Source organism: Janthinobacterium sp. NFX145, from assembly GCF_049810325.1.
GTDB lineage: Bacteria > Pseudomonadota > Gammaproteobacteria > Burkholderiales > Burkholderiaceae_D > Janthinobacterium > Janthinobacterium rivuli.
The window spans coordinates 5,783,308-5,799,575 of the sequence record NZ_CP187360.1; the positions used below are offsets into that span (position 1 = coordinate 5,783,308).

Consider the following 16,268-nt stretch of genomic DNA (forward strand, 5'->3'; position numbering starts at 1 on the left):
TCTATGCCGTGACAGGCCGTACTTCGATGGTGCCCAGGGAAGCCACCGGGCAGCGCCCGGCCCAGGCCAGCGCCTCGTCCAGGTTGGCACAGGCTAGCAGGTAGTAGCCGCCCAGCTGCTCCTTGGTTTCCGCGAACGGCCCATCCGTGATGACGGGCTTGCCATTGCGCACACGTACGCTGGTGGCACTGGCCACGGGCGCCAGTTCGGCCCCGCCGCGCAGCACGCCGGCCGCCTCCAGCGCCTGCGTATAGCTGGCAAAGTCGGCCATCAGACTGGCCATCTGCTCGTCTGGCATGGCGGCATAGCGGGCCTCGTCGGCGTAGATCAGGATCAGGTATTCCATAGTCTCTTCTCCAAAAGAAAAATGCCCGCAAGCGCGGGCATTCATACGACGAATGGATCTGCGGCAATCCGACAAGATTACCGCATTATTTTTTCTAAACGCCTAAAAAACCGTAGCGAGCGGAAGCAAGTTGTGGCCGAGAAGCGGAACTGTGCTTGAGCACAGTGAGCATCGGCGGCCGCAAATGGCGACGCGCAGTAGGTTTTTCAGGTGTTTTAATGTTTATGCCCGCAACTGGGTCCGTGGACGTGGCCGGAAGATTGCTTGACCGTCATGTCGGCCTTGGCGTCGCGGCCGCTGTCGCCCGGGTAGCCGGCTGCCGTCAGCTGGTCCAAGTAGGCTTGCCACAGCTTGTCTTTTTCCGCGCCCAGCTTGTACAAATAGGCCCAGGTGTACAGGCCGGAATTGTGACCATCGCTGAAAGTGGGCTGCACGGCGTAGTTGCCCACCGGCTCCAGGCCAGTGATGCCGACCAGGCGTTTGCCTAATTGCAAGGTTTCCTGGCCCTTGCCATGGCCCTGCACTTCGGCCGACGGCGAGTACACGCGCAGGTATTCGAACGGCAAGACAAATTCGCTGCCATCGTCGAACGCCACGTCGAGCACGCGCGACTGGTTGTGCACGGTCAAGCCGGTGGGTTGCGGTGTTGCTGTTTTTTCAGTCATGACGATACTTTATGCGGATAAACGTTGAATGATGGCGTCGCGCAGTGCCGGCAGCAGGGCGCGGCGCGCGGCCAGCACCTCGGGTGCCGTCTCGCGCTGCACCACGGCCCAGCTGGGGTTCGGGAAATGCGCGTCGTCGCGGTAGCGGGGAATCACGTGCCAATGCACGTGCGGCGTCATGTTGCCGAAACTGGCCACGTTGACCTTTTCCGGCTGCATCACTTCACGCACGGCCAGCTCGACTTGCCACACGACTTCCATGACGTAGTTGCGCTCACCCGGCGTCAAATCCGTCATTTCCTTCACGTGCTTGTTCCAGATCACGCGGCAAAAACCGGGATATGCGGCGTCATCGACAGCCACCACGGACAGGCGCTCGCTGCGCCACAGCAAGGTCTCCAGACCTTGCTTGTTGGCGTAGCCGTCCAGCAAGCTGCACAGATCGCAAGGCGTGGACATTACACCAGCACCCGTTCGATGCCGCCGTCATTGGCGCGTTTCACATAATCCGGCATCCAGTTCTCTCCCAGCAAGTGTTTGGCGATCTCGACGACGATGTAGTCGGCCGTCGTGCCCGAATCATCATTGTAGCGCGAGAGTCCTTGCAGGCACGACGGGCAGCTGGTGAGGATTTTCACGTCACCGGTAAAACCATCGCCGCGCAGCTTGTCGGCACCCTTGACCATCTCTTCTTCCTTGCGGAAACGCACTTGCGTAGAAATGTCGGGACGCGTGACGGCCAGCGAACCCGATTCGCCGCAGCAACGGTCATTCTTCTCGATCTTCACGTTATCGACCGTGCTGATCAGGGAATTGATGGTCTTGCCCGATTCCTGCAGCTTCATCGGATTGTGGCATGGCTCGTGGTACATATAGCGCGTGCCGTTCACGCCTTCCAGCTTGACGTTTTTCTCCAGCAAATACTCATGGATATCCATGATGCGGCAACCCGGGAAAATCTTTTCAAACTGATACGTTGCCAGCTGGTCATAGCAAGTGCCGCACGAGACGAGCACTGTCTTGATGTCCAGATAATTGAGCGTGTTGGCCATGCGGTGGAACAGGACGCGGTTATCCGTCATCATCTTCTCGGCCTTGTCGAACTCGCCCGCGCCCCGCTGCGGATAACCGCAGCACAGGTAGCCCGGCGGCAAGACCGTCTGCACGCCCACTTCCCACAGCATCGCTTGCGTCGCCAGGCCCACTTGCGAGAACAGGCGCTCCGAACCGCAACCGGGGAAGTAGAACACGGCTTCCGTATCGGCCGTCGTCGTCTTCGGGTTGCGGATGATCGGAATGACCTTGTCGTCTTCGATGTCGAGCAGCGCGCGCGCCGATTTCTTCGGCAAGTTGCCCGGCATCTTTTTGTTGATGAAGTGGATCACCTGCGCCTTGACGGGCGGCTTGCCCGTCGATGGCGGCGGTGCCTTGGTTTGCTTCTTGGCAAACTTCTTCAGCAAGTCGTGGCCCAGGCGCTGCGCCTTGTAACCCCAGCCGATCATGACCTTGCGCGTGGCGTTGATGGTCACGGGATCGGTGGCGTTGAGGAACATCATCGTGGCCTTGGTGCCTGGATTAAAGCTCTTCTTGTCCATCTTGCGCAGCAAGTTGCGCATGTTCATCGACACGTCGCCGAAGTCGATGTTGACGGGGCAAGGCGTCACGCATTTATGGCACACGGTGCAATGGTCGGCCACGTCCTCGAACTCTTCCCAATGCTTGATGGAAATACCGCGGCGCGTCTGCTCTTCGTACAGGAAGGCTTCGATCAGGGACGAGGTCGCCAAAATTTTGTCGCGCGGCGAGTACAGTAAATTCGCGCGCGGCACGTGGGTCGAGCACACGGGCTTGCACTTGCCGCAGCGCAAGCAATCCTTGACGCTGTCGGCGATGGCGCCGATATCGCTTTGCTGCATGATCAAGGATTCATGGCCCATCAGGCCGAACGATGGCGTGTAGGCATTGCGCAAGTCGGCGCCCATGCCCGGCAGGTTCAGCAGTTTACCCTTGTTGAAACGGCCTTCCGGATCGATGCGCTGCTTGTAGCTGCGGAATTCGCCGATCTCTTCTTCCGTCAAAAATTCCAGCTTGGTAATGCCGATGCCATGTTCGCCGGAAATGACGCCGTTCAGCGAGCGGGCCAGGATCATGATGCGGCCCACGGCTTCGTGGGCGTCCTGCAGCATTTCGTAATTGTCCGAGTTGACGGGCAAGTTCGTGTGCACGTTGCCGTCACCCGCATGCATGTGCAGCGCGACAAACACGCGGCTACGCAGGATGCGCGCATGGATGGCGGTGGCCTCGTCGAGGATCAGTTTGAAAGCGGCGCCGTTGAAGATCTGGCGCAGCTGGGCGCGAATCTCCTGCTTCCAGGTAATGCGTACGGTGCGGTCCTGCACCACGTCGAACAGGGTGGCGTCCGGCTGCGTTTCCAGGCGCGCATCGAACACGGGCAGCAAGCGCTCCATGCCCAGTTCGGCCAACTCACCCTTCACGTCCGCCAGCGGACGGTCGAGCTGGGCCAGCAGATAGGTCCAGCGGGCCGTAACTTGGGCCAGCAGCTGTTGTGCCTGCTCGGCGCGGTCGCCCAGCATTTCCGCATCATCGACACGGTCATCTGATGCATCGTCGCTCTTGCCTACTGGCAAATTACCTTTGCCAAAGAATTCGCTCAGGGCCTCGGCCAGTTGCAGCTTGTTCTTGATCGACAGCTCGATATTGATGCGTTCGATGCCATCCGTGTATTCGCCCATGCGGTTCAGGGGAATCACGACGTCTTCATTGATTTTAAAAGCGTTGGTGTGCTTGGCGATCGCGGCCGTGCGGGCACGATCTAACCAGAATTTCTTGCGCGCTTCCGGGCTGACGGCCACAAAACCTTCGCCCACGCGGGTGTTGGCGATGCGCACCACTTCCGACGCCGCTTGCGCGACGGCATTTTCATCGTCGCCGACGATGTCCCCAAACAGGGCCATCTTTGGCAGCACGCCCCGCTTCGACTTGGTGGCATAGCCGACGGCGCGCAGGTAGCGCTCGTCCAGATGTTCCAGGCCCGCCAGGCGGATGGTCGTGTATTGCTCGCCCTTGGCCGGCAAGCCATCGAGGTAATCCTTGATTTCCACGATCGACGGAATCGCGTCGCGCGCCTGGCCAAAGAATTCCAGGCAGACGGTGCGGGCAAATTTCGGCATCTTGTGCAAAATCCAGCGCGCCGACGTGATCAGGCCGTCGCAGCCTTCCTTTTGAATGCCCGGCAAACCGGCGAGGAATTTGTCGGTGACGTCCTTGCCCAGGCCCTCTTTACGGAACTTGCGGCCAGGAATTTCCAGGATTTCCGTCTTGAACGGCGCGTTCGGTTTGCTTGCGTCGCGCGTGCTCGGGTGACGCCATTCCAGCTGGAAACGTGCCAGCGCGATATCGTGGATCTTGCCCAGGTTATGGTCGAGGCGGGTGACGTCGAGCCAGTCGCCGTTCGGGTCGACCATGCGCCACGAGGCCAGGTTGTCCAGCGCCGTGCCCCACAGCACGGCTTTCTTGCCGCCCGCATTCATGGCGACGTTGCCGCCGATGCATGAAGCGTGCGCCGAGGTCGGGTCGACGGCAAACACGAAGCCGGCCTTTTCCGCCGCTTCCGACACTTTGTTCGTGATCACGCCCGCGCCCGAATTGATCGTCGCGTATTCGTGCGTCAAGCCCGGCAAGACCGTCATTTCCACGGCGCCCAGGGTGATGAGTTTTTCCGTGTTGATGACGGCCGACATCGGCGTCAATGGAATCGCGCCACCCGTGTAACCGGTGCCGCCGCCGCGCGGGATGATGGTCAGCCCCAGCTCGATACAGCCTTTGACGAGGCCGGCCATTTCCTCTTCCGTGTCGGGCGTGAGCACGACGAACGGGTATTCCACGCGCCAGTCGGTGGCGTCCGTCACGTGCGACACGCGCGTCATGCCGTCGAAGCGCACATTGTGCTTTTCCGTGTAGCGGCCCAGCACCTTGACAGTGCGCTTGCGCAAGTCATAGGTCTTGCGGAATTCGTCGCCAAAGTCGGCCACGGCCTTGCTGGCCGCTTTCAGCAGCAGCTCCACATTGGCGCTGCGCGCCTTGGCGACTTCCGGCGCTTCGCCACTGGCAGCGACGTCGCCGCCGGCCGCATCGATGCCCAGGCGGCGTTTGTCGACTTCGGCCAGGCGGTGATGCAAGGCATCGATCAAGCCCTGGCGGCGCTTCGGATTGTCGAGCAAGTCATCCTGCAGGTAGGGATTGCGGCGCACGACCCAGATGTCGCCCAGCACCTCGTACAGCATGCGGGCCGAACGGCCCGTCTGGCGGGCGCCGCGCAGCTCGTCGAGCAGGCGCCAGGAGTCCTCCCCCAACAGGCGTATGACGATCTCGCGATCGGAAAACGACGTGTAGTTATACGGGATTTCGCGCAGGCGGCTTGCTGCGGGACCATTCGGCGTTTCTGCCAGTAAAGCTTGGATATGTGCGGGAGCGTTCATGGAGTGTGGTGACGATGTGGACTGGACCCTAAAGGCCCATTTTATCTTATTGCGCCGCACCATGCGGGAACAGCCTTATTCCGCCCAAGGTTTAAGCACCTCATCCGCTACCATAGCAAATACGGAAAAGCCCTATATTTCATGAATAAAAAACCAGACTTTCTGATTTTTCGACGCAAAAATGCCAAGAACAGGACTCTGCTACGAACTATCGAACTGCCCAAAAATGGGGCAAACTGGCGTTGCATTACGCCCCGTTTGCGTGCCACTACGCCAGCATTTGTCCAATCCGGTGCCATACGCCATCAGGAACGTAGAGCAGCAAGCCCGTCATGGTCAGGTAGCGCGCGCACTTGCCGACGGCCATGTAGGCCACGCTGGGCCAGAACGGCAGCTTGAGCCAGCCTGCCAGCGTGCACAGGGGGTCGCCCACGATGGGCAGCCAGGCCAGCAGCATGGTCTTGGCGCCATAGCGGGCCAGCCAGCGGAACCAGCGCGTGTCGCGCTCCTTGGCGAACGCCTGCTTGGCCCGGTAGCCGAGCCAGTAGTCGACGATGCCGCCCAAGGTGTTGCCCAGGGTGGCGACGCCGATGGCGGCCCAGAACAGCGCGGGATTGGCCTTGATGACGGCAAACACGGCCGGTTCCGAGCCGAGCGGCAACAAGGTGGCGGAAATAAAGCTGATCAGAAAGACCGATGTCAGCCCGACTTCCGGCGCTGCGATCAGCTGCAGCAGCCAGGCGATTGCGGATTCGATCATGGAACACTTCGCGATGCGGTAAGGCTCTCCATTATAATGAAGAGCAGCTTGCGCGCCGCACAATCCGCGCCGGCCGGCAAAGGCATACCCGCCCGCAGTTCCACAGAGCATTATTGTCGCCAGGCTATCCGCCGCGGCGCCGCCGCTATCGCCCGACACGCTCCAGACCCTTTCTGGCCCAGAATCACTTGCTTGCAGACTATGAACATCGACTACCTCAAGAAAATCCTGACCGCCCGCGTCTATGACGTCGCTACTGAAACGCCGCTGGAACTGGCCCCTGCCCTGTCGCAGCGCCTGAACAACCAGATTTACTTCAAGCGCGAAGACATGCAAAGCGTGTTCAGTTTCAAGATTCGTGGCGCCTACAACAAGATGTCCAAGCTCAGCGAAGCGGAACGCAAGCGCGGCGTGATTTGCGCCTCGGCCGGCAACCATGCCCAGGGCGTGGCCCTGTCGGCCGCGCGTATGGGTTGCCGCGCCGTCATCGTCATGCCGACCACCACGCCGCTGGTGAAAGTCGAGGCGGTCAAGGGGCGCGGCGGCGTGAACGTGGAAGTGGTGCTGCACGGCGAGTCCTACACGGATGCCTACAACCATGCGCTGACCCTGGAAAAGGAACAGAAGCTGACCTTCGTGCACCCGTTCGACGACCCGGACGTGATCGCCGGCCAAGGCACGATCGGCATGGAAATCCTGCGCCAGCATGCCGGCCCCATCCACGCCATCTTCGCCCCCATCGGCGGCGGCGGCTTGATCGCCGGCATTGCCGCCTACGTGAAACAGATTCGTCCCGACATCAAGATCATCGGCGTGCAAAGCGTCGATTCGAACGCCATGGCCCGTTCGCTGAAAGCCGGCGAGCGCGTGACCCTGAACGATGTGGGCCTGTTTGCCGACGGCACGGCCGTGCGCCTGGCCGGCGAGGAAACCTTCCGCCTGGTGCAGGCGTATGTCGATGAAATCATCACGGTCGACACGGATGCCATTTGCGCCGCCATCAAGGATGTGTTTACGGACACGCGCTCCATCCTGGAACCATCGGGCGCGCTGGCTATCGCCGGCGCCAAGGCGTATGTGGAACGCGCCAGCCTGACCAAGCACCCCGTCAACAATGAAACCCTGGTCACCATCGCCAGCGGCGCGAACATGAATTTCGACCGGCTGCGTTTTGTGGCGGAACGGGCCGAACTGGGCGAGTTCCGCGAAGCCGTGTTTGCCGTCACCATGCGCGAACAGCGGGGCAGCTTCAAGCGCTTCTGCTCGCTCATCGGCGCGCGCAACGTGACGGAATTTAACTATCGCATCAGCGATGAAAAAGCCGCGCACGTGTTCGTCGGCATTCAAATTGCCGACCGGCATGAGTCGAGCGTGCTGGCCAAGACTTTCGAGGAACACGAATTCAAGACCCTGGACCTGACCCACGACGAACTGGCCAAATCGCACATCCGCCACCTGGTGGGCGGCAAGAGCCGGCTGGCGCAAGACGAGTTGCTGTACCGCTTTGAATTCCCCGAACGGCCGGGCGCACTGATGCGCTTCCTCGACAGCATGGCGCCGAACTGGAATATTTCCTTGTGCCATTACCGCAGCCAGGGCGGCGACGTGGGCCGCATCCTGATCGGCCTGCAAGTGCCGCCCGACGAGATGGGAGAGTTCGCCCGCTTCCTCGATACCCTGGGCTACCGTTATTGGGATGAGAGCAGCAATCCCGTGTACAAATTATTCCTGGGGTAAATAGTAAGCAACCCAACTGCAAATACCGGGGTCGGACCCTGCAGGGTCCGCCCCCAGCCGTCTCCGTTGGGTTGAAATAGGCTACCATGCGTCCTTGACCGAACTACGCCACACGACCATGACCACCACCAACGACCTCGCCGAACTGTCTCCCCTGGGCAAAAGCTCCGCCTACCGCACCGATTACGCGCCGGAATTGCTGTTTCCGATTCCGCGCCAGGGCAAGCGCGACGAGCTGGAACTGCACGGCACCTTGCCGTTCTTCGGCCTCGATATCTGGAATGCGTATGAACTGTCGTGGCTGAACCAGCGCGGCAAGCCGCAGGTGGCCATTGCCAAGGTCAGCGCGCCAGCCGATTCGCCCAACATCATCGAATCGAAATCGTTCAAGCTGTACCTGAACTCGTTCAACCAGACCAAGCTCGATAGCGCGGATGCGCTGCTGGCCCTGCTCAAGCAGGATTTATCGAACGGCTTCGGCGCGCCCGTGCAAGTGGAACTGACCTTGCAGGAAGATTTCGGCAAGCTGAAAATGGGCGAATTCAACGGCGTGCTGCTGGACCGCCTGGATCTGGAAATCACGCAATACACGCCCTCACCGCTGCTGCTGAAAGCCGCCCTGGATGAAGCGCCGGTGGAAGAAAAACTCGTCTCGCACTTGCTCAAATCGAATTGCCTGGTGACGGGCCAGCCCGACTGGGGCAGCGTGCAGATCGAATATGCGGGACCGCAGATCGACCAGGAAAGCCTGTTGCGCTACCTGATCGGTTTCCGCGAGCACAATGAGTTCCACGAGCAATGCGTGGAGCGCATCTTTGTCGATATCTTGCGTCAGTGCAAGCCGCAAAAGCTGTCCGTGTATGCGCGCTATACGCGCCGCGGCGGCCTCGACATCAATCCCTGGCGCAGCAATTTCAGTACGGGAGCGATGCCGGGCAATCTGCGCAATGCGCGCCAGTAACATTGATTGGGTAACATCGCGCAACACCACGAAACCATGCCAACAGGAATGTTGGCTGTGTTTTAAAACAACGTCGCAGTAGTGCCGCAGAGCATGTCACAGACGGTGAAAAATCGGAAAATCGGCATTCGGCGGCGGAAAAACCGGCGCGCCGCGTGTTTTTAATCAGGAAATAGCCGATACACGCCGATGTTATTTTTTTGCTAAAATGATGGCTACGCGGGCTGTAGCGCCCACTGCGCCCGCAGCGGGCGTATACTGTTGAGAATTGGCGTTACAGGCCACCGAAACAGGCCTATAATTCGGCTCGCAAGCCCTCTGCGCATTGCACCATTTCATTGAGTGTCATGACTAATCTTAGCAAAATATTATCCCTCGAAAACGTCCTGCTGGACCTGGAAGTCTCCAGTAAAAAGCGCGCCTTCGAGCAAGCCGGCCTGATCTTCGAAAACAATTACGGCATCGCCCGCTCTACCGTCTCGGACAATCTGTTTGCCCGCGAACGCCTGGGCTCGACTGGCCTGGGCCATGGCGTAGCCGTACCGCATGGCAGAGTCAAGGGCAGCAAAACCTTGAAATCGCCGCTGGGCGCCTTCGTGCGCCTGGCCGAGCCGATTCCGTTCGAGTCGCCCGATGGCAAGCCCGTCAATCTGCTGTTTTTCCTGCTGATTCCCGATCATGTCACTCAGCAACATCTGGAAATCCTGTCGGAAATCGCCGAAATGTTTTCCGACGATGCCTTCCGCACGGCGCTGGCCACGGATCCGGAACCGAAATCCGTGCATTCGCGCATCGTCAATTGGCAACCTAGTCTGCAAGCGGCGGGTTAAACTTCAGGTATTCCTCCACTCCTGAAGAAGACTGCCATGTTGCAAACGCCACTGACGATACAACGCCTGTACGACGACAATCGTGAAAGTCTGCAACTGGGCTGGTTCGCCGGCTTCCCCGGCGGCGAGCGCCTGATCTCGGGCGACGTCTCGTCGGCCGCCGACCAGGTGGGCCACTTGAACCTGATCCATCCGGGCCGCATCCAGGTCTTTGGCCACCAGGAAATCAATTACTACCAGCGCCTGAAGGTCAACACGCGCACCCACGTGATTGGCGAGCTGATCGCCGGCGGGCCGCCCGCGCTGATCATCGCGCAAGGGCTGGAAACGCCGCCCGACATCCTCGCCATCTGCGACGAGCAAAACATTCCCCTGTTCTCCACCCCGCTGCCGGCCGCGCAAGTGATCGACTTCCTGCGCGTCTACCTGTCGAAAAAGCTGGCGCAACGCATCATCATGCATGGCGTGTTCATGGACGTGCTGGGCGTGGGCGTGCTGATCACGGGCGATTCGGGCCTGGGCAAGAGCGAGCTGGGCCTGGAGCTGATTTCGCGCAGCCACGGCCTGGTGGCCGACGACGCCGTCGAGTTCTCGCGCATCGCCCCCAACATGATCGAAGGCCGCTGCCCGCCGCTGCTGCAAAACCTGCTGGAAGTGCGGGGACTGGGTTTACTCGACATCAAGGCCATCTTTGGCGAAACGGCCGTGCGCCGCAAGATGCGCCTGAAGCTGATCGTGCACCTGGTACGCCGCAACGCGCTGGAAGAAGAAGTCGAGCGCCTGCCCTTCCTGTTCCCCACGGAAGACGTGCTGGGCTTGCCCGTGCGCAAGGTCGTCATCCCCGTCGCCGCCGGCCGCAACATCGCCGTGCTGCTGGAAGCGGCCGTGCGCAATACGATTTTGCAACTGCGCGGCATCGATACCTTGCAGGAGTTCATGGAGCGGCAACGTTTGGCAATGAGTGGCGATTAATTACCGGGGTCCGACCCGACGGGTCTGACCCCACATTGACGCCAATGGCAACAATTAAATACAAGCAATGCTCGAACAATAATTGCAATAATTTGTAAAGATAATTGCCTTGGGAGCAGAGCGTCGATCTTTATTGTATGATCGGCGTATGCATATCGTCCTTATCACCGGAATATCCGGCTCCGGTAAATCCGTCGCGCTCAATGTGCTGGAAGATACCGGCTACTATTGTGTTGACAACCTGCCACCAGCCTTGCTGCCCAGCCTGGTGCAAACCCTGCTCGACGAAGGTACACCGCAACTGGCCGTCGCAGTCGATGCGCGCAGCGCCGAGTCGCTGACCAGCCTGCCGCACAATGTGGCGCTGCTGCGCGACCAGGGGCACGACGTCAAGGTCATGTTCCTGACAGCGACCACGCATTCGCTGGTGGCGCGCTTCTCGGAAACGCGGCGCAGCCATCCGCTGTCGCACGAATTGCGTCCGAACCAGAATCCGGCCAGCCGCCGCACCCTGATCGAGTGCATCTCGGAAGAACGCGAGCGCCTGTCGGCCATCGAACAGCTGGGCCATGTGATCGACACGTCGGAACTGAGCGCCAACAAGCTGCGCGCCTGGATCAAGGATATCGTCGCCTCCGAACGCGCGCCGCTGACCCTGTTCTTCGAATCGTTCGCCTTCAAGCTGGGCGTGCCGCTGGACGCCGATTTCGTCTTCGACGTGCGGGCCTTGCCGAATCCCTATTACGACCTGGCGCTGCGCCCCCTCGACGGACGCGACGCGCCCGTGATCGCCTTCCTCGACGCGCAGCCGAGCGCGCTGGAACTGCTGGCAGACATCCGCGCCTTCATCGAGAAATGGCTGCCGTCATTCAAGTCCGACAACCGCAGCTACCTGACGGTGGCGCTCGGTTGCACGGGCGGCCAGCACCGCTCCGTGTACATGGCGGAACGCTTGGCGCAATACTTTGGCCCCAACGAGCGCGTGGTCCTGCGCCACCGCGAACGCTCCTAGTTAATTCAGGTGGCGCAGCGGATGCGCTTGAGCCGGCCAGACGGGGGCAAAGAAGCGCGCCACCATGGCAGCGTCGACCTCGTCCAGGCTGGCGGGGTTCCAGCGCGGCGCATTGTCCTTGTCGACCACCAGCGCGCGCACGCCTTCGAGCACTTCGCCATGCTCGAAGTTGTGGCGCACCACCGTGCGCTCCAGTCGCAGACAATCGGCCACGCCCAGGTGAGCGCCCCGCCGCAGCAATTCCAGGGTCACCGACATCATCAAGGGCGAACGCAGGCGCATGGCCGCCAGCGCCCTGGCCGCGAACGCGCTGTCGTCCTGCGCCAGCGAGGCCATGATGGCCGCCACGGAAGGCGCACCGAAATGACGGTCCAGCGCCGCGCGCGCCGTCGCCAGAGGAGAGTCCCCCGCCTCGGCCTGGAACGGCGCCGCCAGCGCCTTGATGGCCACCGGCAAGGCCTCGCCCGGCGTCGACTCGATCAGGGCCAGCAACGCCCCCATCTGCGCCTCGGGCAGGAACACATCGGCCAGACCCGTGTACAGGGCATCGGCCGCGTTGATGGTCAGGCCCGTCAAGCCCAGATACAGGCCCAGTTGACCGGCCAGGCGGGACAGGAAATAACTGCCGCCCACATCGGGGAACAAGCCAATATTAACTTCCGGCATGGCCATGCGTGTGCGGCCCGTCACGATGCGCAGGCGGTTGCCGGGCCCGGCTTGCGCCACGCCCATGCCGCCGCCCATCACCACGCCATCCATCACGGCAATATACGGTTTCGGATAGAAATGAATCACATGATTTAAGGCGTATTCTTCGGTAAAGAAATCTTCCAGCTGGGCACTGCCGCCTTGCGGCGTGGCCAGTCCCGCATCGTAAAAGAAGCGGATATCGCCGCCGGCGCACAGGGCTTTTTCGCTGCTCGATCGGATCACCACGGCGTCCACGTGCGGATCATCGCGCCAGGCCAGCAAGACCGCACTCAGGGCGCGCACCATCTCCAGCGACAGGGAATTCAAGGCTTTCGGACGGTCGAGCACGATGTGCCCGGTGCGGTTGCGGATGGAGGTCTGGACGAAGTCGCTCATGGCAGGCAGGAAAGAAGTGAAAGTGCAAACATTCTAGCCCTTGCGCGGGGAAGATTGCGTTCAACAGGTCCAGGCGCAAAAAAGGGCGCAAGATGTGCGCCCTTAGTTGATCACAACTGCTGGAAGCGGGTGGCCTTAAACGGCGACGACGGCGTCTTCCTCGGAGTTGTCTGGCAGATGCTTGATCGCCTCTTTACCGTGCCCTTGCACTTTGGTTTTGTATTTCATCACTTGCCTATCGAGCTTGTCGATCAGGGTATCGATCGCGGCGTACAGGTCGTGCGCCAGGCTTTCCACATAGACAGTCTTGCCGCTCAAACGCAGGTTGACTTCAGCCTTTTGACGTTTTTCTTTCTCTTTGAGGTTATCCACGGTCAGAATCACGGCGATATCGATGACTTGATCGAAATGACGTTTCACGCGCTCCAGCTTCGTTTGTACGTATTCACGGATGGCTGGTGTCACTTCGAGATGATGTCCGCTGATGGTGAGATTCATACACACTCCTAAAGATGATCGGGTTCGTGCGGTCCATCCTATCCGGCCCGCAGAGGAACCGAAAAAAACTTACAAACACTTACGCAGGCTCACTGGCGGAATTTTCAACGCTTCCCGGTATTTGGCAACAGTACGTCGCGCAATCACCATGCCTTGTTCCCCCAGCATGTCCGCAATCTTACTGTCGGATAAAGGATTTTTAGGGTCTTCTGCTCCTGTCAGTTGCACGATCAATGCCCGTATCGCCGTCGATGACGCTTCGCCCCCCGCTTCGGTGGCGACGTGGCTACCAAAGAAATATTTCAACTCGAACATGCCGTGCGGGGTCAGCATGTACTTTTGAGTTGTTACCCGCGAGATAGTACTCTCGTGTAAACCCAGTGTATCAGCTATTTCACGGAGCACAAGGGGGCGCATGGCAACGGCCCCATGCGAGAAAAAGTTCTTTTGTCTTTCTACTATCGCCTGTGCCACGCGCAGGATGGTGTCGAAGCGCTGGCGCATATTCTTGATCAGCCACTTGGCTTCCTGCAACTGTGCGCCCATGGCACCCTCGCCCTTGCCCTGCTTGAGCAAGTTGGCGTACATGGCATTGACGCGCAGGCGCGGCATGACGTCGTTATTCAGGGTCACTTGCCAGCCATTGCGCGCGCGCTTGACGACGACGTCGGGCACCACGTAATCGGACACGTCCGAGGCGAACACGGCGCCCGGATGCGGATTGCACTGGCGAATCACCGTCTGCGCTTCGCGCAAGTCTTCCTCGTCGCAATCGAGGGCTTTTTTCAGCTTATTGAAATCGCGCTGGGCAAACCAGGCCAGGTGCTTTTCCACGATGACGAGGGCCATGCGCCGCGTCACCATGGCGATGTGCGGCAAGCGCTTGATCTGCAGCGCCAGGCATTCGGACGCATTGCGCGCGCCCACGCCCGGCGGATCGAAACTTTGCAGCAGCGACAAGGCCGTGCGCATCTCGTCGGCGTCGATTTCCAGCTCTTCCGGCAGGCGCGCCAGGATGTCGTCGAGCGACTCTTCCAGGTAGCCATTGTCGTCGAGCGCATCGATGATCAACTCGACCAGCGCGCGGTCGCGCAATTCGAGCACCGTCACGCGCATCTGCTCCATCAGGTGCTCGCGCAGGGTGCAGTGATGGGCCTCCAGCTGCGGACGCGAATCTTCATCGTCTGGCGCCTTGCCGCGGCTCGCCTCGCTCCAGTCGCTGTCGCCACCGTCCGCGGCAGCCGGACTGTCGCCCGCCTCGCCGTCAAAGGTTTCCGCTTCGGCCGGCGCGGCGGGCGCGTCCTGGCCTGGCGGCTGGGGCGGCGCTTCGGCCGGCGCCGCCGTGGAACTCAAGGCGCCGTCGGAAAGCAGGCGCAGCGAACGGTCGAGCGGATCGTCGAGGCGTTCGAGCAAGGGATTGTCCGTCAGCAATTGCTCTAGTTCCTGGTGCAATTCCAGGGTAGACAATTGCAACAGGCGTATCGATTGCTGCAACTGCGGCGTCAGTGCCAGGTGCTGCGAAGTGCGCAGCTGCAATGATTGTTTCATTGGCTTACATGCGGAAGTGTTCGCCCAGATAGACCCGGCGTACCGACTCGTTCGCGATGATGTCGTCGGGGCGTCCCGACGCCAGCACCGAGCCCTGGTTGATGATGTAGGCACGGTCGCAGATACCCAGCGTCTCGCGCACATTATGATCGGTGATCAGCACGCCGATATTGCGCTCCTTCAAGAAACGCACGATGCGCTGGATCTCGATCACGGCGATCGGATCGACGCCGGCGAACGGCTCGTCGAGCAGCACGAAACGGGGATCGGTGGCCAGCGCGCGGGCGATTTCCACGCGGCGGCGCTCGCCGCCCGACAGGGACAGGGCCTGGTTCTCGCGCAGCTTTTCAATCTGCAAGTCGGCCAGCAATTTGTCCAGGCGCTCCTCGATCTCGGCCTTCTTCAAAGGACGGCCTTCGACGGTCTGGATTTCCAGCACGGCGCGGATATTGTCTTCCACCGTCAGCTTGCGGAAAACGGACGCTTCCTGCGGCAGGTAAGACAGGCCCATCTGCGCGCGGCGGTGAATCGGCAGGCTGGAAATGTCCACGCCGCTGATATCGATGCTGCCGCCGTCCGACGGCACCAGGCCGACGATCATGTAGAACGAGGTGGTCTTGCCGGCGCCGTTCGGGCCCAGCAAACCCACCACTTCGCCGCATTCGACTTGCAGCGAGACATCATGCACGACTTGCCGCTTGCCATAGGTTTTTTGCAGACCGCGAACGATCAGGGTGCTGCCGCAACGTGTATTTTCCATTATTTCTTTCCTGGCGCGGGCGTGGCCGGCGCTTTCTCCGCCGCCGGCGCCTTGGTCTTCGGCTGGATCACCATGCGCACGCTGCCGCCATCGGGCGTGCTGGTGCCGCTGTTGGAATTTTCCATCGCAAACACTTCCTTGCGGCTGTCATACGAGATGAAGGCGCCGTTGGCCACGTCGGTGACTTTCGTGCCTTCCAGGCGGGTCAGCTTGGCTCTGGAAAACAGTTTCACCACTTCCGTCTTGTTGTCGTATTCCACGCGCTCCGCTTCGCCTTCGACCCACAGGTCGCCCGCGCCATCGCGCTTCTGGCGGAAGGTGGCCAGCTTGCCGGGATCGGCCCAGAAGGTAATGAACTGGTAGCCTTGCGGATCTTCCGTGATCAGGGCCCGGCCCGCCTTCATGGTCAGGGTGCCTTTCACCAGCACGACGTCGCCCGTCAGGGTGCGCACCTGCTTGACGTCATCGACGTGGCCGCTGCGTGCCGTGATGACGGCTTCCTTCTCGGAATCGGCCTTCTCGGCATGCGCCACGCCCATGATGGCCAGGGAAAATACGGTCAACAGCAAGATCTTCTTCATAGTATGGTTTCCT

General features: G+C 60.6%; 15 protein-coding genes. 5 read left to right on the forward strand and 10 right to left on the reverse strand.

All coding sequences use genetic code 11. The features are described 5' to 3' along the window. Position 1: 1 nt before the first annotated feature. The 5 genes from ACPJXG_RS25930 to ACPJXG_RS25950 all read right to left on the reverse strand — a co-directional run bounded on the left by ACPJXG_RS25930 (position 2) and on the right by ACPJXG_RS25950 (position 6,270). Positions 2–346: a YciI family protein gene (locus ACPJXG_RS25930; RefSeq protein WP_425252752.1), complete on the reverse strand. Its 345-nt coding sequence runs from the start codon at positions 344–346 to the stop codon at positions 2–4. 215 nt (positions 347–561) lie between these two features. Continuing rightward, on the reverse strand, positions 562–1,011 hold the full coding sequence (locus ACPJXG_RS25935; protein WP_035824146.1) for a gamma-butyrobetaine hydroxylase-like domain-containing protein: 450 nt from the start codon (positions 1,009–1,011) through the stop codon (positions 562–564). Between the two features lie 9 nt (positions 1,012–1,020). Further along, on the reverse strand, positions 1,021–1,470 hold the full coding sequence (locus tag ACPJXG_RS25940; RefSeq protein WP_225242958.1) for an HIT family protein: 450 nt from the start codon (positions 1,468–1,470) through the stop codon (positions 1,021–1,023). Further along, the gene (locus tag ACPJXG_RS25945) at positions 1,470–5,510 is read right to left on the reverse strand and encodes a DUF3683 domain-containing protein (protein WP_425252753.1); all 4,041 of its coding nucleotides are present in this window, start codon (positions 5,508–5,510) and stop codon (positions 1,470–1,472) included. The genes ACPJXG_RS25940 and ACPJXG_RS25945 overlap by 1 nt, the downstream gene beginning before the upstream one ends. Before the next feature lie 268 nt (positions 5,511–5,778). Beyond that, entirely contained in the window at positions 5,779–6,270 is a 492-nt protein-coding gene (locus ACPJXG_RS25950; protein WP_035824134.1) for a YqaA family protein, read from the reverse strand. 201 nt (positions 6,271–6,471) lie between these two features. Between ACPJXG_RS25950 and ilvA the strand changes: the two genes are divergently transcribed. The 5 genes from ilvA (at position 6,472) to rapZ (ending at position 11,782) form a co-directional block, all read left to right on the forward strand. Then, positions 6,472–8,007, forward strand: a complete 1,536-nt coding sequence (gene ilvA, locus ACPJXG_RS25955; protein ID WP_034753344.1) for a threonine ammonia-lyase, biosynthetic — start codon at positions 6,472–6,474, stop codon at positions 8,005–8,007. A gap of 118 nt (positions 8,008–8,125) precedes the next feature. After that, positions 8,126–8,968, forward strand: a complete 843-nt coding sequence (queF, locus tag ACPJXG_RS25960) for an NADPH-dependent 7-cyano-7-deazaguanine reductase QueF (protein WP_425254792.1) — start codon at positions 8,126–8,128, stop codon at positions 8,966–8,968. A 347-nt stretch (positions 8,969–9,315) separates the two neighbouring features. Continuing rightward, on the forward strand, positions 9,316–9,798 hold the full coding sequence (locus ACPJXG_RS25965) for a PTS sugar transporter subunit IIA (RefSeq protein WP_034753339.1): 483 nt from the start codon (positions 9,316–9,318) through the stop codon (positions 9,796–9,798). 36 nt (positions 9,799–9,834) lie between these two features. Beyond that, positions 9,835–10,770, forward strand: coding sequence for an HPr(Ser) kinase/phosphatase (gene hprK / locus ACPJXG_RS25970; RefSeq protein WP_034753337.1), 936 nt, complete (start codon positions 9,835–9,837; stop codon positions 10,768–10,770). Positions 10,771–10,918: 148 nt separating this feature from the next. Beyond that, positions 10,919–11,782, forward strand: a complete 864-nt coding sequence (gene rapZ / locus ACPJXG_RS25975) for an RNase adapter RapZ (RefSeq protein WP_035824128.1) — start codon at positions 10,919–10,921, stop codon at positions 11,780–11,782. On the opposite strand, the gene ACPJXG_RS25980 is transcribed toward rapZ, so the two are convergent. From ACPJXG_RS25980 to lptA, 5 genes are all read right to left on the reverse strand, one after another. Then, a complete protein-coding gene (locus ACPJXG_RS25980) occupies positions 11,783–12,868 on the reverse strand; it encodes an enoyl-CoA hydratase/isomerase family protein (RefSeq protein ID WP_425252754.1) in 1,086 nt (361 codons plus the stop codon). Positions 12,869–13,003: 135 nt separating this feature from the next. Beyond that, positions 13,004–13,366 (reverse strand): ribosome hibernation-promoting factor, HPF/YfiA family, encoded by a 363-nt coding sequence (gene hpf / locus ACPJXG_RS25985; RefSeq protein ID WP_035824124.1) that lies wholly within the window; start codon positions 13,364–13,366, stop codon positions 13,004–13,006. A 69-nt stretch (positions 13,367–13,435) separates the two neighbouring features. Next, the gene (locus tag ACPJXG_RS25990; RefSeq protein ID WP_225242961.1) at positions 13,436–14,914 is read right to left on the reverse strand and encodes an RNA polymerase factor sigma-54; all 1,479 of its coding nucleotides are present in this window, start codon (positions 14,912–14,914) and stop codon (positions 13,436–13,438) included. A 4-nt stretch (positions 14,915–14,918) separates the two neighbouring features. Further along, positions 14,919–15,674, reverse strand: a complete 756-nt coding sequence (lptB, locus tag ACPJXG_RS25995) for an LPS export ABC transporter ATP-binding protein (RefSeq protein ID WP_035824117.1) — start codon at positions 15,672–15,674, stop codon at positions 14,919–14,921. Further along, positions 15,674–16,255, reverse strand: a complete 582-nt coding sequence (gene lptA / locus ACPJXG_RS26000; RefSeq protein ID WP_035824115.1) for a lipopolysaccharide transport periplasmic protein LptA — start codon at positions 16,253–16,255, stop codon at positions 15,674–15,676. The genes lptB and lptA overlap by 1 nt, the downstream gene beginning before the upstream one ends. Positions 16,256–16,268: the final 13 nt, after the last annotated feature.